Here is a 17,386-nt window from a genome sequence, read left to right as displayed (position 1 = left end):
ATGGCTAGCGGTAAGGAAATCCGTACCAAGATCAAGAGCGTGCAAAACACGCGCAAGATCACCAAGGCCATGGAGATGGTGGCCGCGTCCAAGATGCGCAAGGCGCAGGAACGGATGCGCGCTGCCCGCCCCTTTGCCGAAAAGATCCGCCGACTCGCCGCGAACCTGTCCCAGGCCAATGTGACCGACTACAAGCACCCCTTCCTGGGCCGTAAGGATCAGGTAAAAAGGGTGGGGCTGATCCTGGTGACCACCGACAAGGGTTTGTGCGGTGGTCTCAACACCAACGTCCAGCGTATTGCGCTGACTGCCATGAAGGACTGGGACGCCAACGGCGTCTCCGAGATCCGGGCCTGCTGCATCGGCAACAAGGGTCTGGGCTTCATGCAGCGCATGGGTGCCAAGGTGGTGTCAAACGTCACGCAACTCGGTGACACGCCGCACCTGGAAAAGCTGATCGGTCCGGTCAAGGTGATGCTCGATGCGTTCCAGAACGACGAGCTCGACGCGGTTTACGTGGCTTACACGCGCTTCATCAACACGATGAAGCAGGAGCCGGTGCTCGAACAGCTGTTGCCGTTGAGCGGCGAAAAGCTGGGCACGCCCGAGAGCTCGTGGGACTACCTTTACGAGCCGGATCCGCAGGTCGTCATCGACGAGTTGCTGGTACGTTACGTCGAGGCACTGGTGTACCAGGCGGTGGCCGAGAACATGGCATCCGAACAGAGCGCGCGCATGGTGGCAATGAAGGCCGCTTCCGACAATGCCAAGAACGTGATTGGCGAGCTGCAGCTGGTCTACAACAAGACCCGCCAGGCCGCGATCACCAAAGAGCTGTCGGAAATCGTCGGCGGCGCCGCCGCGGTGTAACGGATTATTGAATTAAGGAAACGACGATGAGTCAAGGTACGATCGTTCAGTGCATCGGCGCGGTGGTGGACATCCAGTTCCCGCGTGATTCGATGCCCAAGGTGTATGACGCCCTGAAGCTCGAGGACGTGGCCGACTCCTTTGCCGAAGAAAATCTGACCTTCGAGGTTCAGCAGCAACTCGGTGATGGTGTGGTACGTACGATTGCTATGGGTTCTTCCGACGGCCTGCGCCGCGGCATGAAGGTTGCCAACACCGGCAAACAGATCTCGGTGCCGGTCGGTATGGGCACGCTGGGTCGCATCATGGACGTGCTGGGTCGCCCGATCGACGACGCCGGCCCGATCGAGACCGACGAGCTGCGCGCGATTCACCAGAAGGCGCCGAAGTTCGACGAGCTGTCGCCGTCGGTCGAGCTGCTCGAAACCGGCATCAAGGTTATCGACCTGATCTGCCCGTTCGCCAAGGGCGGCAAGGTGGGTCTGTTCGGTGGCGCCGGCGTCGGCAAGACCGTGAACATGATGGAGCTGATCAACAACATCGCGAAGCAGCACTCCGGTCTGTCGGTGTTCGCTGGCGTGGGTGAGCGTACCCGTGAGGGCAACGACTTCTACCACGAGATGAAGGACTCCAACGTTCTCGACAAGGTTGCGATGGTGTTCGGTCAGATGAACGAGCCCCCGGGTAACCGTCTGCGCGTGGCGCTGACCGGTCTGACCATGGCCGAGCGCTTCCGTGACGAAGGCCGCGACATCCTGTTCTTCGTGGATAACATCTACCGCTACACCCTGGCCGGTACCGAAGTGTCCGCGCTGCTGGGTCGTATGCCGTCCGCGGTGGGTTACCAGCCGACGCTGGCCGAAGAAATGGGCCGTCTGCAGGAGCGCATCACCTCGACCAAGGTTGGCTCGATCACCTCGATCCAGGCCGTGTATGTGCCGGCGGATGACTTGACCGACCCGTCGCCCGCTACCACCTTCCTGCACCTCGACTCCACCGTCGTGCTGTCGCGTGACATCGCCGCCTTGGGTATCTACCCGGCGGTCGATCCGCTCGACTCCACCTCGCGCCAGCTTGATCCGCTGGTCGTGGGTGAGGAGCACTACAATGTGGCGCGTCAGGTTCAGATGACGCTGCAGAAGTACAAGGAACTGCGTGACATCATCGCGATTCTGGGTATGGACGAGCTGTCGCCGGAAGACAAGCTCTCCGTGGCTCGTGCGCGCAAGATCCAGCGCTTCCTGTCGCAACCGTTCCACGTTGCGGAAGTGTTCACTGGTTCTCCGGGCAAGTATGTGACGCTGCAAGAGACCATTCGTGGCTTCAAGATGATCGTCAGCGGCGAACTGGACAGCCTGCCGGAACAGGCTTTCTACATGGTCGGCAACATCGACGAGGCCATCGAGAAGGCCAAGAAGCTCCAGTAACGAGGCTGCCCGCGCGCCACGTGTGTGGTGCGCGGGACATCAAGGGGAAACACTATGGCTATGACGGTTCACGTCGACATCGTCAGCGCGGAAGAGCAGATCTTCTCCGGGCTGGCGGAATTCGTCGCGCTGCCTGGCGAGACGGGTGAACTCGGCATCCTGCCTGGTCACATGCCGCTCATGACCCGGATCAAGCCGGGCGCCGTGCGTGTGCGTGCCCAGAACGCAACCGAAGACGAACTGGTTTTCGTTGCGGGTGGCCTGCTGGAAGTTCAACCGGGTCTGGTGACGGTGCTTGCCGACACCGCGATCCGCGGCAAGGATCTCGACGAAGCGAAGGCGCTCGAAGCCAAGCGCAAGGCCGAGGAAGCCATGGCCAACCAGACCGCGCGTCTGGACTATGCCAAGGCCCAGGCCGAGCTGATGGAAGCGGTGGCGCAACTTGCCGCCATCCAGCGTCTGCGCAAGCGCGGGCACTAAGCGGGCTTGCCTTGTACCTTGGTACAGGGCGCCGGACAACAAAAAAGCAGCTCTGCGGAGCTGCTTTTTTGCTTTCTGCGCCATGAGCGCCGCGCAGGCGCAAAGGCTGTTCAAGGCCGACGGCGGCTTTCGAGGCGCTGCAACCGCTTGTCCAGCCTGGCCAGATCGTCGCGCAGTGCGATGAGCGCCTGCGCATGTTCTGGCAGGGCATGACGCGATACCAGCAGGGGCGCCTCTTCGGTGAGGTACTCGGCCAGCGTACCGCCCGCGCGCTGTGCAGAGCGCCGACCTTGATCCATCAGCTGCTTGCCGCCTTCGACCAGGCGGTGGGCGGCAATGTCGCCGAACAGGCGTGCCAGGTCTTCCTCGGCGTCCCAACGTAAATGACGGAAAACAAAGCCGAGCGCTTCGGCAAACTCGGCGTTGCCCTCGATGCGCACATGGCGCATGGCGGTCTCCAGCCCGTCGACCAGTAGGCGTGGAAGCTCGCCAACCAACAGGTGAAGGCTGACATCCGGCGCCTGGGCGGCGCTCCATTCGGCCAGATAGCCGTCCGCTGCAATACAGAAATCGATGTCGCCCAGAGCTTGCACCGACAGGCGTGCAGTCTGTCCCGCGTGGGCCTGCAGGCGCGCACGCGCCCATCCTGCCTGCGAGAGAAGGTGGTTGGTGGCGGTCAGGAAGACGCTTGACAGCATGGGAAGCCCCAAAAGCAAAGGAGGCACGCCAAGGTGCCTCCAGTCACGGGTGTGAGATCAGTTGCCGATCACTGCGTCTGCTGGACGCCAGCAATCAGCCAGCCACCTTCGCCGCTGATCGGCTTGGTGAGGTGCCAGATCTCGTCGAACGCCACAGGTGCGGCGTCAGCCTCTTCGCGCAGCAAGCCGGTGAAGCGCACGCTCACGACGTAGCGGTTGTCGGCCTCCTCCACATCGATGACCTCGGCGTTGAGCTCGACGACGTCGGTGCGCTGTTCGGCGCCGCGGCGCTCGTTGAGTTGCATGCACAACTCGGCGAACACCTCGGGCGTGGTGAATTCGCGCAGGTCGTCCAGGTTGCCGGCGTCGTTCGCTGCCTGCAGGCGGATGAAGTTCAGCTTGGCCTGACGGGCGAAGCCATCGGCGTCGAAGCCGGAGGCGACGGCCTTTTCGAGGCCGCTGGCTGCGACTGATCCACCTTCACCGCTGCCGCCGAAGGGCTGCTGGGCCTGGAAGGCGGTGGTGCCGGCCGGGCTGGCCGCAGCGCCGGCGGAGGCGCCTGCGTACTGCATGCGGTTGGGTTGCGTACCGGTAGCCGCGCCACGGCGGAAGATCATGCGGAAGATGAAGAAGGCGGCAGCAGCCAGCAGCAGGATCATGAAGAAGTTGGCAAAGCCTTCGCCCAGGCCCAGGTGCGAGAACAGGGCGGCCAGGCCGAGACCGGCGGCGAGGCCGGCGATCGGGCCCATCCAAGAGCGGCTCTGCGCGGCCGGTGCAGCGGCCCCCTGGCGCGGCGCCTGTTGCGTGGCGGCGGGTTGGCGCGGCTGGGCCGGCGGCGTGGCCTGGCGCTGCATGCCGAAGCTGCTGCCGCCGCCGAGGCGCTTGGCTTCCGCCTCAGGGATCACGAAGGCAAACGAGGCGATCGCGAGGACGAGGGTCATGAAGAAGGATTTCATTGGTACGTGGTCTCCGGTTTCAAAGCTTGTATCCGCGGTGCAGCGCAACGACGCCTGCACTGAGGTTGAAGTAGTCGACCCGGGAGAGCCCGGCTTGTTCCATCATCGACTTCAATTCTTCCTGGCCAGGATGCATGCGGATCGATTCGGCCAGGTAGCGGTAGCTGTCGGCGTCGTTCGCCACCTTTTGCCCCATCCAGGGCAGCAGCTTGAAGGAGTACAGGTCATAGAACGGTGACAGCGGCTTCCACACCCGCGAGAACTCGAGTACCAGCAGGCGGCCGCCCGGACGCAGCACGCGGCGCATCTCGGCGAGCGCGACGTCCTTGTGCGTCATGTTGCGCAGGCCGAAGGCGACGGTGACGCAGTCGAACCAGTCGTCGGGGAAGGGAAGCTTTTCGGCGTTGCACTGCGCCACGGGCATTGCGAATCCGTTGTCGACGAGACGGTCGCGGCCACGCGAGAGCATCGCGTGATTGATGTCGGTGAGCCAGACCTGGCCCTTGCGGCCGACCTTGCGCGAAAACGCCAGCGAGAGGTCTGCGGTGCCGCCGGCAACGTCGAGTACGCGGTCGCCTTCGCGCACGCCCGACACCTGAATGGCGAAGTGCTTCCAGACGCGGTGCAGTCCGAGCGACATCAGGTCGTTCATGATGTCGTACTTCTGGGCAACCGAGGAAAACACCTCGGCGACCTTCTTTTCCTTCTGTTCCTCGGCGACGGTTTCGAAGCCGAAGTGCGTGGTCTTGTCGCTCATGCCGTTCTCAGTGGTGATGGCCGCAGCCGCCCGCCTTGGGAGCAGCTGCCGGTACCAGGGCGGGGTCGCGCGTGCCGCCTTGTTGCTCGAGGCGCTCGAGGTAGGCCGCCCACAGGGCCTCCTGCTCGCGTCCGAGGCCGTAGAGGTAGTCCCAGGAGTACAGGCCGCTGTCGTGGCCGTCCGAGAATACCGGCTTGATCGCGTAGTTTCCGACCGGCGAGATGTCGACGATATCGATGTCGCGCTTGCCCTGCTGCAGCGTCTCCTGGCCGGGTCCGTGGCCGCGGACCTCGGCAGAAGGGGAATAGACGCGCAGGAACTCGAAGGGCAGCTGGAAGCGGCTGCCGTCGTCGAAGGCGATCTCGAGCGTCCTGGACTTGCGGTGTACCGTGATGTCGGTGGGAGTCGGCGTGTTCTGGTCGAGTCCGGCCATGGCTTGAATCCCGATTATGGGGTCACAATCATACCCGAATCGGAGGCTGCTCGTTCCGGGGTTGGCTTGCGTGAGGGGCGCGGGATCGTGGGTGCGGGTATTGCATTGCGATGACGTGTCATGAAAGCGTCAAAGAGCTGCAATACACTGCCGCTGCTGCTAACAGGGAGTTCAGGCATGCCAGCGAACATATTGCTTGTGGAAGACGAACCGGCGATTCAGGAGCTCATCGCGGCAAACCTGAGCCGTGCGGGGCACCATGTGGTGCGCGCCGCGGACGCCGAGACGGCGCATCGTATCGTGCGCGAGGCCTTGCCGGATCTCGTGCTGCTCGACTGGATGCTACCGGGCGCTTCAGGGATCGAGTTTGCCCGCCGCCTGCGTGCCGAGGAGCGCACCCGCGACATTCCGATCATCATGCTCACCGCGCGTGGCGAGGAGCAGGACAAGGTGACCGGCCTCGAGACCGGTGCTGATGACTACATCACCAAGCCCTTCAGTCCGCGCGAACTCGTCGCCCGCATCAAGGCGGTGCTGCGCCGGCGCGCACCGCAGGCGACCGAGGATGCGGTGGAGCTTGGCGGCTTGCGCCTGGACCCGGCCACGCACCGCGTCAGTGCGGGTGAAACCGCACTCTCACTCGGCCCGACCGAGTTCCGCCTGCTGCATTTCCTGATGACGCATCCCGAGCGTGTCCACTCCCGTGCCCAGCTGCTCGACCAGGTCTGGGGCGACCATGTTTTCGTCGAGGAGCGCACGGTGGATGTCCACATCCGGCGCCTGCGTTGCGCACTCGAGCCGACCGCCCACGACGCCTTGATCCAGACCGTGCGCGGAAGCGGCTACCGCTTCTCGGTGCATGCGCCGCTGGCATCGAACGCGTCATAATCGTGCCTTCGCTCTCGCGTGGGAATGGCGTGATCCATCGATCGACTCGAAACATCGGGGTGGCCGCGGTGGCGCCATTCGTCGCCGTGCTCGTACTGGCGATGCTCGCTGCGGCTTTGCGCGGCAGCGATGCCGCGCTGGCGCTGCTCATGATCGGTTTTGTGGCTGCGGCTATGCTGCTCGCGCGCAACCTGCGCCTCCTCGTCGAGTGGGCGCGCCAGCCGGTCGGTACGCCACCGCCACAGGGCGAAGGGCTGTGGGGGACGGTATTCGCCGAGATCGGCGAGCGCCTGCAGCGCGAATGCGACGTCAAGGAGAAGCTGTCGGCCGAACTGGCCCGCTTCCAGCACGCCGCGCAGGCCATGCCCGATGGGGTGCTGTATCTCGATGAGGACGATGCCATCGAGTGGATGAACCCGATGGCCGAGCAGCATTTCGGGCTCGATCGTCGCAAGGATCTGCGCAGCCCGCTGCCCAACCTGGTCCGCCAGCCCGAGTTCGCAGCCTATCTTGCGTCCAGGGATTATTCCGAACCTCTCGTGCTGCATGCCCTGCGGCGACGGGATGGGACTCTCCAGGTACTGGTCATTCCGTTCGCGGGCAAGCAGCGCATGGTGCTGTCGCGCGATGTATCGCAGCTCGAGCGCCTGGAGAACGTACGCCGCGACTTCGTGGCCAACGTCTCGCACGAGATGCGCACGCCCCTGACCGTGGTGGGGGGCTTCCTCGAGACGCTGATCGATGGCCTCGACGATTTTTCACGCGAAGACGTCATCCACTTCCTGACCCTGGCCAGCGAGCAATCCACGCGCATGCAGCGTCTCATCGAGGAGCTGCTCACCCTGTCCGCACTCGAGACCGGCGCGCCGGCCCAGATCGACGACGAGCCGGTCGATGCGGTGGGCCTGGTGCGTGAGGTGGCGGCCGAGGCCGAACTGCTGTCGGCCGGGCGCCACACGCTGAGTCTGGTGGTCGAAGGCGAGGCAGCCCTGCTTGGCAGCCGCAAGGAGCTTCACAGTGCGTTCTCCAACCTGGCAAGCAACGCGGTACGCTACACCCCGGCCGGAGGACATATAGAGATCGGCTGGCGCGCCGGGCTGGAGTGCGGTGAGTACTGGGTTCGTGACGACGGAATCGGTATCGATCCGGCTCATATCCCGCGCCTGACCGAACGCTTCTATCGCGTCGATCGCGGGCGTTCGCGGGAGACGGGCGGAACCGGACTCGGACTGGCGATCGTCAAGCACATCGTGACCCGGCACCAGGGCGAGCTCGTCATCGATAGCGAACTCGGCAAGGGCAGCCGCTTCGCGATGCGTTTTCCTGCGCCGCGACTCAGGATGCAGCGCCCGTAACGTCGGTGAAGCTGCACTGGTCGAAGTTGGGGCCGCGCAGCAGCAGCTTGTCGAGTTCGATCATGCGGGTGGCTGCGCCATCGCGCAGTTCGACCACGCGCGCCTTGCGGAACCACTGTGCGGGCAGTACCACCGACTCAGCGGCCTTGAGCGCAGGCGTGGCCGGCAGCAGAAAAGCCTGGTGGTAGGGGTCCCTGCTCGCGGCCGATGAAGGTCGTGCGGCGACTACGCGCGGCATGCCCGCCAGCACGTTGATGCCGAGTTCCAGCGCGCCGTCGTCGCGGAACATCATCCAGCAGATGTCGGCAAGCAGGAAAGCCTGTCCGTCGGGCGGCCGGATGGCGACGAGCTGATGATGTTCCAGGCGGGCCTGGTCGCCGTCACGCAGCAGCTGGAGTCTGAAGCCGCCGACGGACTGGTCGAGGAGGGTCCACGATGCCGCCTCCAGGCCAAGCAGGGCGGCTTGCTCGCGGCGGCGCCGGGCCAGCTTTTCCGGGGTGTCGATCTCGGGAACGAGTTCGCCGAAGGTCAGCAGCGAAATGTCGTCGCGCAGTGCCCCGATGTGGCGACCACCATTCGGTTGCTGGAAGACTTCGCCCTGGATGAGGTAGCCCATGGCCAGCCAGTCGCCGGACAGCGCCACCTCGCCCGTCTTGTTGCGGCGCGGGAAGCGCCGCCCTGCGCTGGCCAGCCCCCACGGCCGGTAGAGCGACAGCAGCAGCCGGCCGGCGTCGGCCGTCGAGCAGTCCTTGCCGAGGCCGAGTGATGCGGGTTTGGCGCCATGGCGGAACTGCGCCATCACGGCCTGAATCTGTGTCGCCAGTGTCGAGCCGTCGAAGCGGAGCAGGGTTGCGGTGCGCGAAAGCAGGCCGAGCGGGCGCAGGCCCAGGTCGGAGTCGAGCTCCACACCGTAGGTTGTTGATTTGGCTTCGTCGATGTGCTCATCGAGCGTGCAGTAGGGGGCAAAGCGTTGCGCCCAGCGCAGCACCCACCTGAGCTCCCGTTCACTGCGGCCATAGGGATTTGCCAGGTCGACGAGGAGGATCGCGACGTAGGTTTCGCGCGGACTCTGGGCGTGCCAGGTCTCGTTGAGCGGCTCGGCAACGCGGATCTCGGCGAGCCCCGCATGCAGTGCCGCGCCATAGGCCTCGTGCACGGTGTGCCACATGCCGGGCTCGAGCGCGCGGTGCGCCCTGAAGTACTCGAACAGGGCAAGGCCGGCGTAGAAGATCCGGCGTTCCGCGAGGAGCGGGCGCTGGTCCTCCAGGGTGCCCTCGTCGGCGTCACGTTCGGCGATGTGCGCATACGACCGCGCCACGTCCTGCCACAGCGCAACCACCTCGTGCAGGGTGCGGTTCTCGTCACCGTCCGGCGGCAGCGGGCGGGCCGCATAGCGCCCCCCCAGCTCGGTCTGGACGAAGTCGAGCGCTTCGCGCGCAGCCTCCAGAACCTCGAGGTGCTGGTTGGGGGCGGGCTTGCCCTCGAGCAGGCCGCGAATGATCAGGCCGAGCGTTTCATGCGTCGCGTGGACGTCGACTGTGCGCAGATTCCGCAACTGCTCCAGGCAGAAGGAGGGCTGGGTGTAGTCCATGAGGTCGGATTCGATATGCACGGCTGGGTAGTCAGTGGGACCGCGGGCCCAGCGCCGCCTCGATCGCACGCGCCAGTGCGACCGCCTCGGCGCCCGCATGTGCGATGCCTTCGCGCTGGGGAGCGCCCCAGATGGACTCGGGGTAATGGCGGTCGTCCCGGTAGCGCGGTATGACGTGCCAGTGAAGGTGCGGCACCATGTTGCCGAAGCTCGCGAGGTTGATCTTGTCCGGGTGAAGGAGCCCGCGCAGCGCACTCTCGGTCGCCATCACGATGTCGAGCAGGTGCTGGCGGTCGGCGGGCATGAGGTCGGTCATCTCGGCCACATGCTCACGCCACACCACGCGGCAAAAACCGGGGTGGGCTGCGTCATCGACACGGATGACCCGGCAGCGATCGTCTTCCCAGACGACTTGCTCCGGGGGCAGGGAGCACAGAGGACAGTCCATGCGCGTCTTCGATCCTGGAATTTGGAGTCACGGACCTACACTTTAACCCGTCGCCATGATTATGGACGAGGAACTGTTACGCGTTATGGGAGCTGTCGCCTGCCGCCGTGCGCGGATAGTCCTGAGCGACCGTCGCGCCCGGGCCGAGTTCGACCGGATGGCCGTTCTGGAACGCGATCAGCGTGCCGGCGGGAATGTCGGTCCACGCCTCGTTGTCGGTGAGTGCAGTGGTGGCGATGACGGCGACGCGGTCCTCGGGCGTGGTCACCTCGTTGAAGTCGACCGTGAGGTCCTCGTCGGACAGGTGTGCAAGCGGGAATGGCGCCTGGCGCACGATGTAGCACAGGCGCGACGAGCAATGCACGAACAGCCAGTCGCCGTCCGAGAGCAGGAAGTTGAACTCGCCGAGGCGGCCGATCTCGCAAGCCAGCTCGCGCAGCGCCGCGAACAGCGCCTCGGGTGTCGGTGCGCCGTCGCCGAAGCGCTGGGCCAGCGTGTCCATGATGAAGCAGAAGGCGAGTTCCGAATCGGTCGTGCCGACGGGGGTAAAGCGTCCGGACAGCGACGGGGCGAAGTCCTTCAGGTTGCCATTGTGGGCAAAGATCCAGTAGCGGCCCCACAGCTCGCGCTGGAAGGGGTGGGTGTTCTCCAGCCGCACCTCGCCCTGCGTCGCCTTGCGGATGTGGGCGATGACGTTCAGTGAGCGGATCGGGTAGTGCTTGACCAACTCCGCCACCGGCGAGTGTGCGCTGGGGGCGGGGTCGAGGAAGACGCGTACCCCACGCCCTTCGAAGAAGGCGATGCCCCAGCCGTCGCGGTGGTGGTCGGTGAGGCCGCCGCGCGCGCGAAAGCCCGAAAACGAAAAGCAGATGTCGGTCGGCACGTTGCAGTTCATGCCCAGCAACTGGCACATCGTCTAACCCTCCGTTCTCGTCAGCCTTCGAAGTCAGCCGCCGAGCTTCTTCCTGAGCAGCTCATTGACCTGCGCCGGACTGGCCTTGCCCTTGCTGGCCTTCATGACCTGGCCCACGAGCGCGTTGAAGGCCTTGTCCTTGCCAGCGCGGAACTCATCCACGGATTTCTGGTTGGCGGCGAGAACCTCGTCGATCATCGCTTCGATCGCGCCGCTGTCGGTGACCTGCCTGAGGCCCTGCTTGTCGATGACTTCGTCAGCCGTAGCGCCCTCGCCGTTCCACAGCGCCTCGAACACCTTCTTGCCGATGGCGTTGGAGATGGTGTTGTCGGCAATGCGCGCGACCAGCCCGGCCAGCTGCGCGGGCGACACCGGTGAGTCGGTGATGTCGAGCTCGGCCTTGTTGAGGCGGGCGGCGAGGTCGCCCATCACCCAGTTGGCGCAGAGCTTGGGCAGCTGAGCGGCCAGCGCCGTGCCTGCGGCCGACACCGTGGCCTGGTAGAAGTCGGCGACTTCCTTGGACGCGGTGAGCGTGGTGGCATCGTAGGCGGACAGACCCCAGTCGTCCATGAAGCGCGCCTTCATCGCCACCGGCAATTCGGGCATCGCGGCCTGCACGCGCGCTTTCCAGTCCGGGGAGATCATCAGCGGCAGCAGGTCGGGGTCGGGGAAGTAGCGATAGTCGTGGGCGTCTTCCTTGCTGCGCATCATGCGCGTCTCGCCCGTGTCGGGGTCGAACAGGACCGTGGCCTGCTGGATGCGGCCGCCGTCCTCCAGGGTGTCGATCTGCCACTGAACTTCAAAGTCGATGGCCTGTTGCAGGAAGCGGAAGGAATTGAGGTTCTTGATCTCACGCCGGGTGCCGAATTCGGTCGCGCCCTTCTTGCGCACCGACACGTTGGCGTCGCAGCGGAACGAGCCCTCCTGCATGTTGCCATCGCAGATGTCGATCCAGCGTACCAGCGCGTGCAGCGCGCGGGCGTAGGCCACGGCTTCGGCAGCGGAGCGCATGTCGGGCTCGGAGACGATCTCGAGCAGCGGCGTGCCGGCGCGGTTGAGGTCGATACCGGTCATGCCGTGGAAGTCCTCGTGCAGGCTCTTGCCGGCGTCTTCCTCGAGGTGGGCACGGGTCAGGCGCACCGTCTTCTCGTAGGCCGCCTCGCCCTCGCCGACGCGGATGGTGATCTCGCCGCCGACCACCACAGGCAGGTCCATCTGGCTGATCTGGTAGCCCTTGGGGAGGTCGGGGTAGAAGTAGTTCTTGCGCGCGAACACGCTCTTCTCGGCCACTTCGGCGCCGATCGCGAGGCCAAAGCGGATCGCGCGCTCGACCGCGCCGCGGTTGAGCACCGGCAGCACGCCGGGCAGGGCGATGTCCACCGCGCTCGCCTGGCGGTTGGCTTCGGCGCCGAAGGCGGTGCTGGCGCCGGAGAAGATCTTGCTGGCGGTGTTGAGCTGGGCGTGGACTTCCAGCCCGATGACGACTTCCCAATCGGATCGGCTCATGGTGTGTTCTCGTGTTGCGTGCGGCCCGCCACCGGGGGTCAGTGGCACTGGCCGTTGGACCGATCGACGATGATCGGCCACAGGTAATCGAAGGCGCCGCGGGTGCAGCGTGCGGCGCAGTTGGCAAAGCCCACGGTGACGGCGTTGCCCTGCTCGAAGATGTCCACCGTGCAGCCGTCGTCTGCCTGCAGGCGCACACTCGGCTTTTCGCGCGTCTGCACGAACGGGCCGTGGAAGCTGCAGCGGCCGCGCTGCGGGATATCGACCACGGCGCTGAACGTTTCCACCCGCGATTGCGCCACGGTCAGCGTGATGCGCGTCGCGTAGCCGGCCTCGTCGCGGAAGCTGCAGTCGGTGCGCACCTCGAGCGGGCGCCAGGGCATCGGTCGCAGGCGTGCTCCGGCCGAGCTCGGGCTGGCGAGCACCTCGTCACTCACGGCGTCGGCAGGCGGCGTACCAGGCTGGGCGCATGCGCCCAGCAGCATCGCTGCTGCCAGCGCTGCGATCCGGCTTGCAGGCTGCCGCCGCTGCATACCCGCTCCGAGGCTCAGGCAGTGCCCGCCGGCCGGCGGGCATGCCAGTCGGTGGCCTGCTGGAAGCGGTGCGCAGCTTGCAGCAGGCGCGTCTCGGCGAAGTAGTCGCCGATCAGTTGCAGGCCCACCGGCAGGCCATCGGCGCCAAAGCCGGCCGGGTGAGACAGCCCGGGCAGGCCGGCGAGGTTGACTGCGATGGTGTAGATGTCCGACAGATACATCTGCACCGGGTCGTCGGACTTCTCGCCCAGGGCCCAGGCGGTGGTCGGCGTGGTCGGGCCGGCGATCACGTCGCAGTGCTGCAGTGCAGCCTGGAAGTCCTGTGCGATCAGGCGGCGCAGGCGTTGTGCCTGCAGGTAGTAGGCGTCGTAGTAGCCGTGCGAGAGCACGTAGGTGCCGACCAGGATGCGGCGCTTGACCTCGGCGCCGAAGCCCTCCGCACGGCTCTTGCTGTACATGTCTGCGAGGTCGCCGTAGTCTGCGGCGCGGTGGCCGTAGCGCACGCCGTCGAAGCGGGACAGGTTGCTCGAGCACTCGGCAGGTGCGATCACGTAATAGGCGGGGATCGCCAGCTTCGCGTTGGGCAGCGACACTTCGACCGTTGTCGCGCCGAGCGCGCGGTACTGGTCGAGCGCCGTCTCGATGGCGGCGCGCACGTCGTCGGCCATGCCCTCGGCGAAGAACTCGCGCGGCAGGCCGATGCGCAGGCCCTCCAGCGGCTTTGCCGCCGCGGGGGCGGCAAGTGCAGCGGCGTAGTCCTCGGTCGGGCGCTCCAGGCTGGTGGAGTCGCGCTCGTCGAAGCCCGTCATCGCCGACAGCAGCAGCGCGCAGTCCTCGGCGCTGGCGCCGAAGGCCCCGGCCTGGTCGAGCGAGGAGGCGTAGGCGATCATGCCGTAGCGGCTCACCAGGCCGTAGCTGGGCTTGATGCCGGTGATACCGCAGAAGGCGGCCGGCTGGCGCACCGAGCCGCCGGTGTCGGTGCCGGTGGCGACCGGCACCAGGCGCGCGGCCACGGCAGCGGCGGAGCCGCCCGAAGAGCCGCCGGGCACGCGCGCCGTGTTCCAGGGGTTCTTCACTGCGCCGAAGGCCGAGTTCTCGTTGGACGAACCCATCGCGAATTCGTCCATGTTGGCCTTGCCCAGGCACACGGCGCCGGCGGCCTTGAGCAGGCTGACGACGTGGGCGTCGTAAGGGCTGACGAAATTGCCGAGCATCTTCGAGCCGCAGGTGGTCAGCACGCCTTCGGTGCAGAACACGTCCTTGTGCGCGAGCGGGATGCCGGTGAGGGCGCCGGCCGTACCGGCAGCGATGCGTTCGTCGGCGGCACGGGCCGCGGCGAGCGCACCGTCGCGGTCGACGGTGATGAAGGCATTGAGGCCCGGGTTGTGTGCGTCGATGCGGTCGAGGAACAGGCTTGCAAGCTCGACGGCGGAGAGCTGCCGCGTATCGAGTGCGCGGCGCAGTTCCGGAAGGGAGGCGTTGATCATGGTCTGGGCGGGCAGGTGGATGCCGCGGTGGCGGCCAACGACGGGGGCAGGACCGCGGGGCGGGTCATTCGATGACTTTCGGCACCAGATAGAGGCCGGCTTCGGTCTGCGGTGCGACCTTCTGGAAGGCGTCGCGGCGGTCTGGCTCGGTGACGAGGTCGGGGCGCAGGCGGGTGGCGAGCTCCTGCGGATGGCTCATCGGCTCGACCCCTTTGGTGTCGACCGCCTGCATCTGCTCGATGAGCTCGAAGATCCCGTTCAGCTTGGCACGGGTGGCGTCCAGTTCGGCGTCGGAGAGCGCGATGCGCGCGAGGCGGGCGATGTGCCCGACTTGATCATTGGACAGCGACATGAGGTAACAAAACCTGCTGAATCCACAAAGGTTTGTAGGTTATCATAATCATCTTTGCCCCGCCTGGGGCTGCACTGCATTGCAGCACGGGCGGGGTTTCGTGTTGCTGCGGGATTCAGGCGATGCGGCACGCGGCTCGACCACTCCACCGGTTTCGGAACCATTCATGTTCGGTTTTCTCCGCTCCTACTTCTCCAACGATCTCGCGATCGATCTCGGCACCGCCAACACCCTGATCTACGTGCGCGGCAAGGGCATCGTCCTCGACGAACCCTCGGTGGTGGCGATCCGCACCGAGGGCGGGCCCAACGCCAAGCGCTCCATCCAGGCGGTCGGTCACCAGGCCAAGCTCATGCTCGGCAAGACGCCCGGCAACATCACTGCCATCCGGCCGATGAAGGACGGCGTGATCGCCGATTTCGTCGTCACCGAGCAGATGATCAAGCAGTTCATCAAGAAGGTGCACGACTCGCGCCTGCTGTCGCCCAGTCCGCGCATCATCATCTGCGTGCCCTGCGGTTCGACCCAGGTCGAGCGCCGCGCGATCCGCGACGCGGCCCTGGCGGCCGGCGCCTCGCAGGTATTCCTGATCGAGGAGCCCATGGCGGCGGCGATCGGCGCCGGCCTGCCGGTGTCGGACGCCACCGGCTCGATGGTGGTCGACATCGGCGGCGGCACCACCGAGGTCGGCGTGATCTCGCTCGGCGGCATGGTCTATGCAGGCAGCGTGCGTGTCGGTGGCGACAAGTTCGACGAAGCCATCGTCAATTACATCCGCCGCAACTACGGCATGCTCATCGGCGAGACCACCGCCGAGAACATCAAGAAGGAAATCGGCTCCGCCTTCCCCGGTTCCGAGGTGCGCGAGATGGAGGTCAAGGGCCGCAACCTGGCCGAGGGCATTCCGCGCAGCTTCACCATCTCGTCCAACGAGATCCTCGAGGCGCTCACCGAGCCGATGAACCAGATCGTGTCCGCGGTCAAGATCGGCCTCGAGCAGACCCCGCCCGAACTCGGTGCCGACATCGCCGAGCGCGGCATGATGCTCACCGGCGGCGGCGCCCTGGTGCGCGACCTCGACCGCCTGCTGATGGAAGAGACCGGCCTGCCGGTGGTCGTGGCCGAGGAGCCGCTGACCTGCGTCGCCCGCGGCTGCGGCATGGCGCTCGACAAGATGGACCAGCTCGCTTCCATCTTCACCTCCGAGTGATGCCCCGCCCCGGCCTGCGCGCCGGGGCCCGGCTTCGCGCCTCAACCTGACGGCCCTGGTTTCTAGCGGATGTCTTTCGTCGGCCATCAGCCTCCTCCGATCTTCAAGCGCGGCCTGGCCCCCCTGGCGCGCCTGTTCATGTTCGTCGCCCTGTGCCTGGTGCTGCTGGTGGCCGACCTGCGCTTCCGCTACCTCGAGGTGGTGCGCAACGGCCTGTCGGTGATCACCTATCCGCTGCAGATGGCGGCTTCCACGCCGGCCGACGTGGTGCGCAATGCCGCGCGCTACTTCGGCACCCTGATCGACGTCCAGCTCGAGAACGCCGAGCTGCGCCGCCACCAGCTCGACGTCGGTGAGCGCCTGTTGCGCTTCGACCATCTCGAGCGCGAGAACGCCGAGCTGCGCGGCCTGCTCGAGATGTCGCAGCGCATCGCCGTACGCAGCGTCGCAGCCGACATCCTCTACAACGCACCCGACCCCTTCGCACGCAAGGTCATCCTCGATCGCGGCGCGCAGCAGGGCGTGGAGCCGGGGCTGGCGGTGGTCGATGCCCAGGGCGTCATCGGGCAGGTCACGCGTGTGCATCCGATCCAGTCCGAGGTGACGCTGCTCACCGACCGTCGCCAGTCGATTCCGGTGAGCGTGGTGCGCAACGGCGTGCGCGGCGTGCTCTACGGCACCGGTCGCGGCAGCCTGGAGATGCGCCATGTGCTGGCCGACGTCGATATCCAGCCCGGCGACCAGCTGGTGACGTCCGGCCTGGACGGCGTCTATGTGCCGGGCCTGCCGGTGGCGAAGGTGCTCAGCGTCAATCGCGAGGCCGATGCCTTTGCCCGCATCGACTGCGAACCGCTCGCCGCCATCGAGCGCAGTGTGCAGGTGCTGGTGGTGGGGCGTGCGGCGTATCCGCCTCCGCCCCCGGCCTCCGAGCCCGAAGGGAGGCGCTGAGCCATGCAGCCGACCAACCGCTCCAGCCGCATCCTGCTGCCGGTCAAGCTCTGGTTCGTTTACCTGAGCCTGTTCGCGGCACTGGGCCTCGAATACATCCCGACTGGCCGCACCCCCGGCCTGCCCGACTGGGTGGCGCTGGTGCTCGCCTTCTGGTGTGTGCGCGAGCCGCTGCGCATCGGCATGGGCGTGGGCTTCGTGTTTGGCCTGCTGGTCGATGTCGGCCTGGGCGCGGCCATGGGCCAGCATGCGCTGGCCTACGTGGTGCTCGCCTACCTTGCCAACACTCTGGCGCGCCGCGTGCTGTGGTTCCCGTCGTGGCAGCAGGCGCTGCATGTGCTGCCCCTGCTGCTGCTGGCGCAGCTCCTGATGATGGCGGTACGCCTGCTGGCGGGAGGGGAGTTCCCCGGCTGGTCCTATTTCCTGTCGAGCTTCAGCAGTGCGCTGCTGTGGGCGCCGCTGTCCTTCCTGCTGCTGCTGCCGCAATACCAGCCGGTGGAGCGCGATGACAATCGCCCCATCTGAGGCGGGGCG

Annotated in this window: 19 protein-coding genes; 8 read left to right on the top strand and 11 right to left on the bottom strand. The window is 66.2% G+C overall.

All coding sequences use genetic code 11. The annotated features are described in order from the left end of the window. Genes atpG through P7F68_RS18400 form a run of 3 tightly spaced genes read left to right on the top strand, consistent with a single transcriptional unit; the run spans nucleotide 1 to nucleotide 2,777 of the window. Nucleotides 1-870, top strand: coding sequence for a F0F1 ATP synthase subunit gamma (atpG, locus tag P7F68_RS18410; RefSeq protein WP_277835324.1), 870 nt, complete (start codon nucleotides 1-3; stop codon nucleotides 868-870). A 26-nt stretch (nucleotides 871-896) separates the two neighbouring features. Beyond that, a complete protein-coding gene (atpD, locus tag P7F68_RS18405; protein ID WP_277835322.1) occupies nucleotides 897-2,297 on the top strand; it encodes a F0F1 ATP synthase subunit beta in 1,401 nt (466 codons plus the stop codon). Between the two features lie 54 nt (nucleotides 2,298-2,351). Then, nucleotides 2,352-2,777, top strand: a complete 426-nt coding sequence (locus tag P7F68_RS18400) for a F0F1 ATP synthase subunit epsilon (RefSeq protein WP_002925429.1) — start codon at nucleotides 2,352-2,354, stop codon at nucleotides 2,775-2,777. A 110-nt stretch (nucleotides 2,778-2,887) separates the two neighbouring features. Here P7F68_RS18400 and P7F68_RS18395 read toward each other — a convergent pair whose 3' ends face one another. From P7F68_RS18395 to P7F68_RS18380, 4 genes are all read right to left on the bottom strand, one after another. Next, nucleotides 2,888-3,475 carry a ubiquinone biosynthesis accessory factor UbiJ gene (locus tag P7F68_RS18395; protein ID WP_277835320.1) on the bottom strand — a complete coding sequence of 196 codons (588 nt, stop codon included), beginning with the start codon at nucleotides 3,473-3,475 and terminating at the stop codon, nucleotides 2,888-2,890. A gap of 68 nt (nucleotides 3,476-3,543) precedes the next feature. Further along, nucleotides 3,544-4,431: a Tim44 domain-containing protein gene (locus P7F68_RS18390; protein ID WP_277835318.1), complete on the bottom strand. Its 888-nt coding sequence runs from the start codon at nucleotides 4,429-4,431 to the stop codon at nucleotides 3,544-3,546. A 19-nt stretch (nucleotides 4,432-4,450) separates the two neighbouring features. Then, complete coding sequence (gene ubiE, locus P7F68_RS18385; protein WP_277835317.1) at nucleotides 4,451-5,188, bottom strand: bifunctional demethylmenaquinone methyltransferase/2-methoxy-6-polyprenyl-1,4-benzoquinol methylase UbiE; 738 nt, start codon at nucleotides 5,186-5,188, stop codon at nucleotides 4,451-4,453. 7 nt (nucleotides 5,189-5,195) lie between these two features. After that, nucleotides 5,196-5,621 carry a gamma-butyrobetaine hydroxylase family protein gene (locus P7F68_RS18380; RefSeq protein WP_002925422.1) on the bottom strand — a complete coding sequence of 142 codons (426 nt, stop codon included), beginning with the start codon at nucleotides 5,619-5,621 and terminating at the stop codon, nucleotides 5,196-5,198. Nucleotides 5,622-5,798: 177 nt separating this feature from the next. Between P7F68_RS18380 and phoB the strand changes: the two genes are divergently transcribed. Beyond that, nucleotides 5,799-6,509 carry a phosphate regulon transcriptional regulator PhoB gene (phoB, locus tag P7F68_RS18375; protein ID WP_002925421.1) on the top strand — a complete coding sequence of 237 codons (711 nt, stop codon included), beginning with the start codon at nucleotides 5,799-5,801 and terminating at the stop codon, nucleotides 6,507-6,509. 59 nt (nucleotides 6,510-6,568) lie between these two features. After that, entirely contained in the window at nucleotides 6,569-7,864 is a 1,296-nt protein-coding gene (gene phoR, locus P7F68_RS18370; protein ID WP_277835356.1) for a phosphate regulon sensor histidine kinase PhoR, read from the top strand. Here phoR and P7F68_RS18365 read toward each other — a convergent pair. The 7 genes from P7F68_RS18365 to gatC form a co-directional block, all read right to left on the bottom strand. Then, the gene (locus P7F68_RS18365) at nucleotides 7,845-9,455 is read right to left on the bottom strand and encodes a hypothetical protein (protein WP_002925419.1); all 1,611 of its coding nucleotides are present in this window, start codon (nucleotides 9,453-9,455) and stop codon (nucleotides 7,845-7,847) included. The genes phoR and P7F68_RS18365 overlap by 20 nt on opposite strands. Nucleotides 9,456-9,486: 31 nt before the next feature. Continuing rightward, a complete protein-coding gene (locus P7F68_RS18360; protein ID WP_002925418.1) occupies nucleotides 9,487-9,903 on the bottom strand; it encodes an HIT family protein in 417 nt (138 codons plus the stop codon). Nucleotides 9,904-9,979: 76 nt separating this feature from the next. After that, complete coding sequence (locus P7F68_RS18355) at nucleotides 9,980-10,816, bottom strand: class II glutamine amidotransferase (protein WP_277835311.1); 837 nt, start codon at nucleotides 10,814-10,816, stop codon at nucleotides 9,980-9,982. 33 nt (nucleotides 10,817-10,849) lie between these two features. Next, the gene (gene gatB / locus P7F68_RS18350; RefSeq protein WP_270068950.1) at nucleotides 10,850-12,322 is read right to left on the bottom strand and encodes an Asp-tRNA(Asn)/Glu-tRNA(Gln) amidotransferase subunit GatB; all 1,473 of its coding nucleotides are present in this window, start codon (nucleotides 12,320-12,322) and stop codon (nucleotides 10,850-10,852) included. Between the two features lie 38 nt (nucleotides 12,323-12,360). Next, entirely contained in the window at nucleotides 12,361-12,855 is a 495-nt protein-coding gene (locus tag P7F68_RS18345; RefSeq protein ID WP_277835309.1) for a hypothetical protein, read from the bottom strand. A gap of 14 nt (nucleotides 12,856-12,869) precedes the next feature. Beyond that, nucleotides 12,870-14,342, bottom strand: a complete 1,473-nt coding sequence (gene gatA, locus P7F68_RS18340; protein WP_002937667.1) for an Asp-tRNA(Asn)/Glu-tRNA(Gln) amidotransferase subunit GatA — start codon at nucleotides 14,340-14,342, stop codon at nucleotides 12,870-12,872. A 64-nt stretch (nucleotides 14,343-14,406) separates the two neighbouring features. Next, complete coding sequence (gene gatC, locus P7F68_RS18335; protein ID WP_002925403.1) at nucleotides 14,407-14,694, bottom strand: Asp-tRNA(Asn)/Glu-tRNA(Gln) amidotransferase subunit GatC; 288 nt, start codon at nucleotides 14,692-14,694, stop codon at nucleotides 14,407-14,409. Nucleotides 14,695-14,860: 166 nt separating this feature from the next. Between gatC and P7F68_RS18330 the strand changes: the two genes are divergently transcribed. The 3 genes from P7F68_RS18330 (at nucleotide 14,861) to mreD (ending at nucleotide 17,377) form a co-directional block, all read left to right on the top strand. Further along, nucleotides 14,861-15,904 (top strand): rod shape-determining protein, encoded by a 1,044-nt coding sequence (locus P7F68_RS18330; protein WP_002925399.1) that lies wholly within the window; start codon nucleotides 14,861-14,863, stop codon nucleotides 15,902-15,904. 69 nt (nucleotides 15,905-15,973) lie between these two features. Then, on the top strand, nucleotides 15,974-16,852 hold the full coding sequence (gene mreC / locus P7F68_RS18325) for a rod shape-determining protein MreC (protein WP_002925397.1): 879 nt from the start codon (nucleotides 15,974-15,976) through the stop codon (nucleotides 16,850-16,852). 3 nt (nucleotides 16,853-16,855) lie between these two features. Beyond that, complete coding sequence (gene mreD, locus P7F68_RS18320; RefSeq protein ID WP_002925394.1) at nucleotides 16,856-17,377, top strand: rod shape-determining protein MreD; 522 nt, start codon at nucleotides 16,856-16,858, stop codon at nucleotides 17,375-17,377. Nucleotides 17,378-17,386 lie beyond the last annotated feature (9 nt).

It is taken from the genome of Thauera mechernichensis (genome assembly GCF_029588855.1).
Classification (GTDB): domain Bacteria; phylum Pseudomonadota; class Gammaproteobacteria; order Burkholderiales; family Rhodocyclaceae; genus Thauera; species Thauera mechernichensis.
This window is presented reverse-complemented; position numbering and strand designations above follow the sequence as displayed.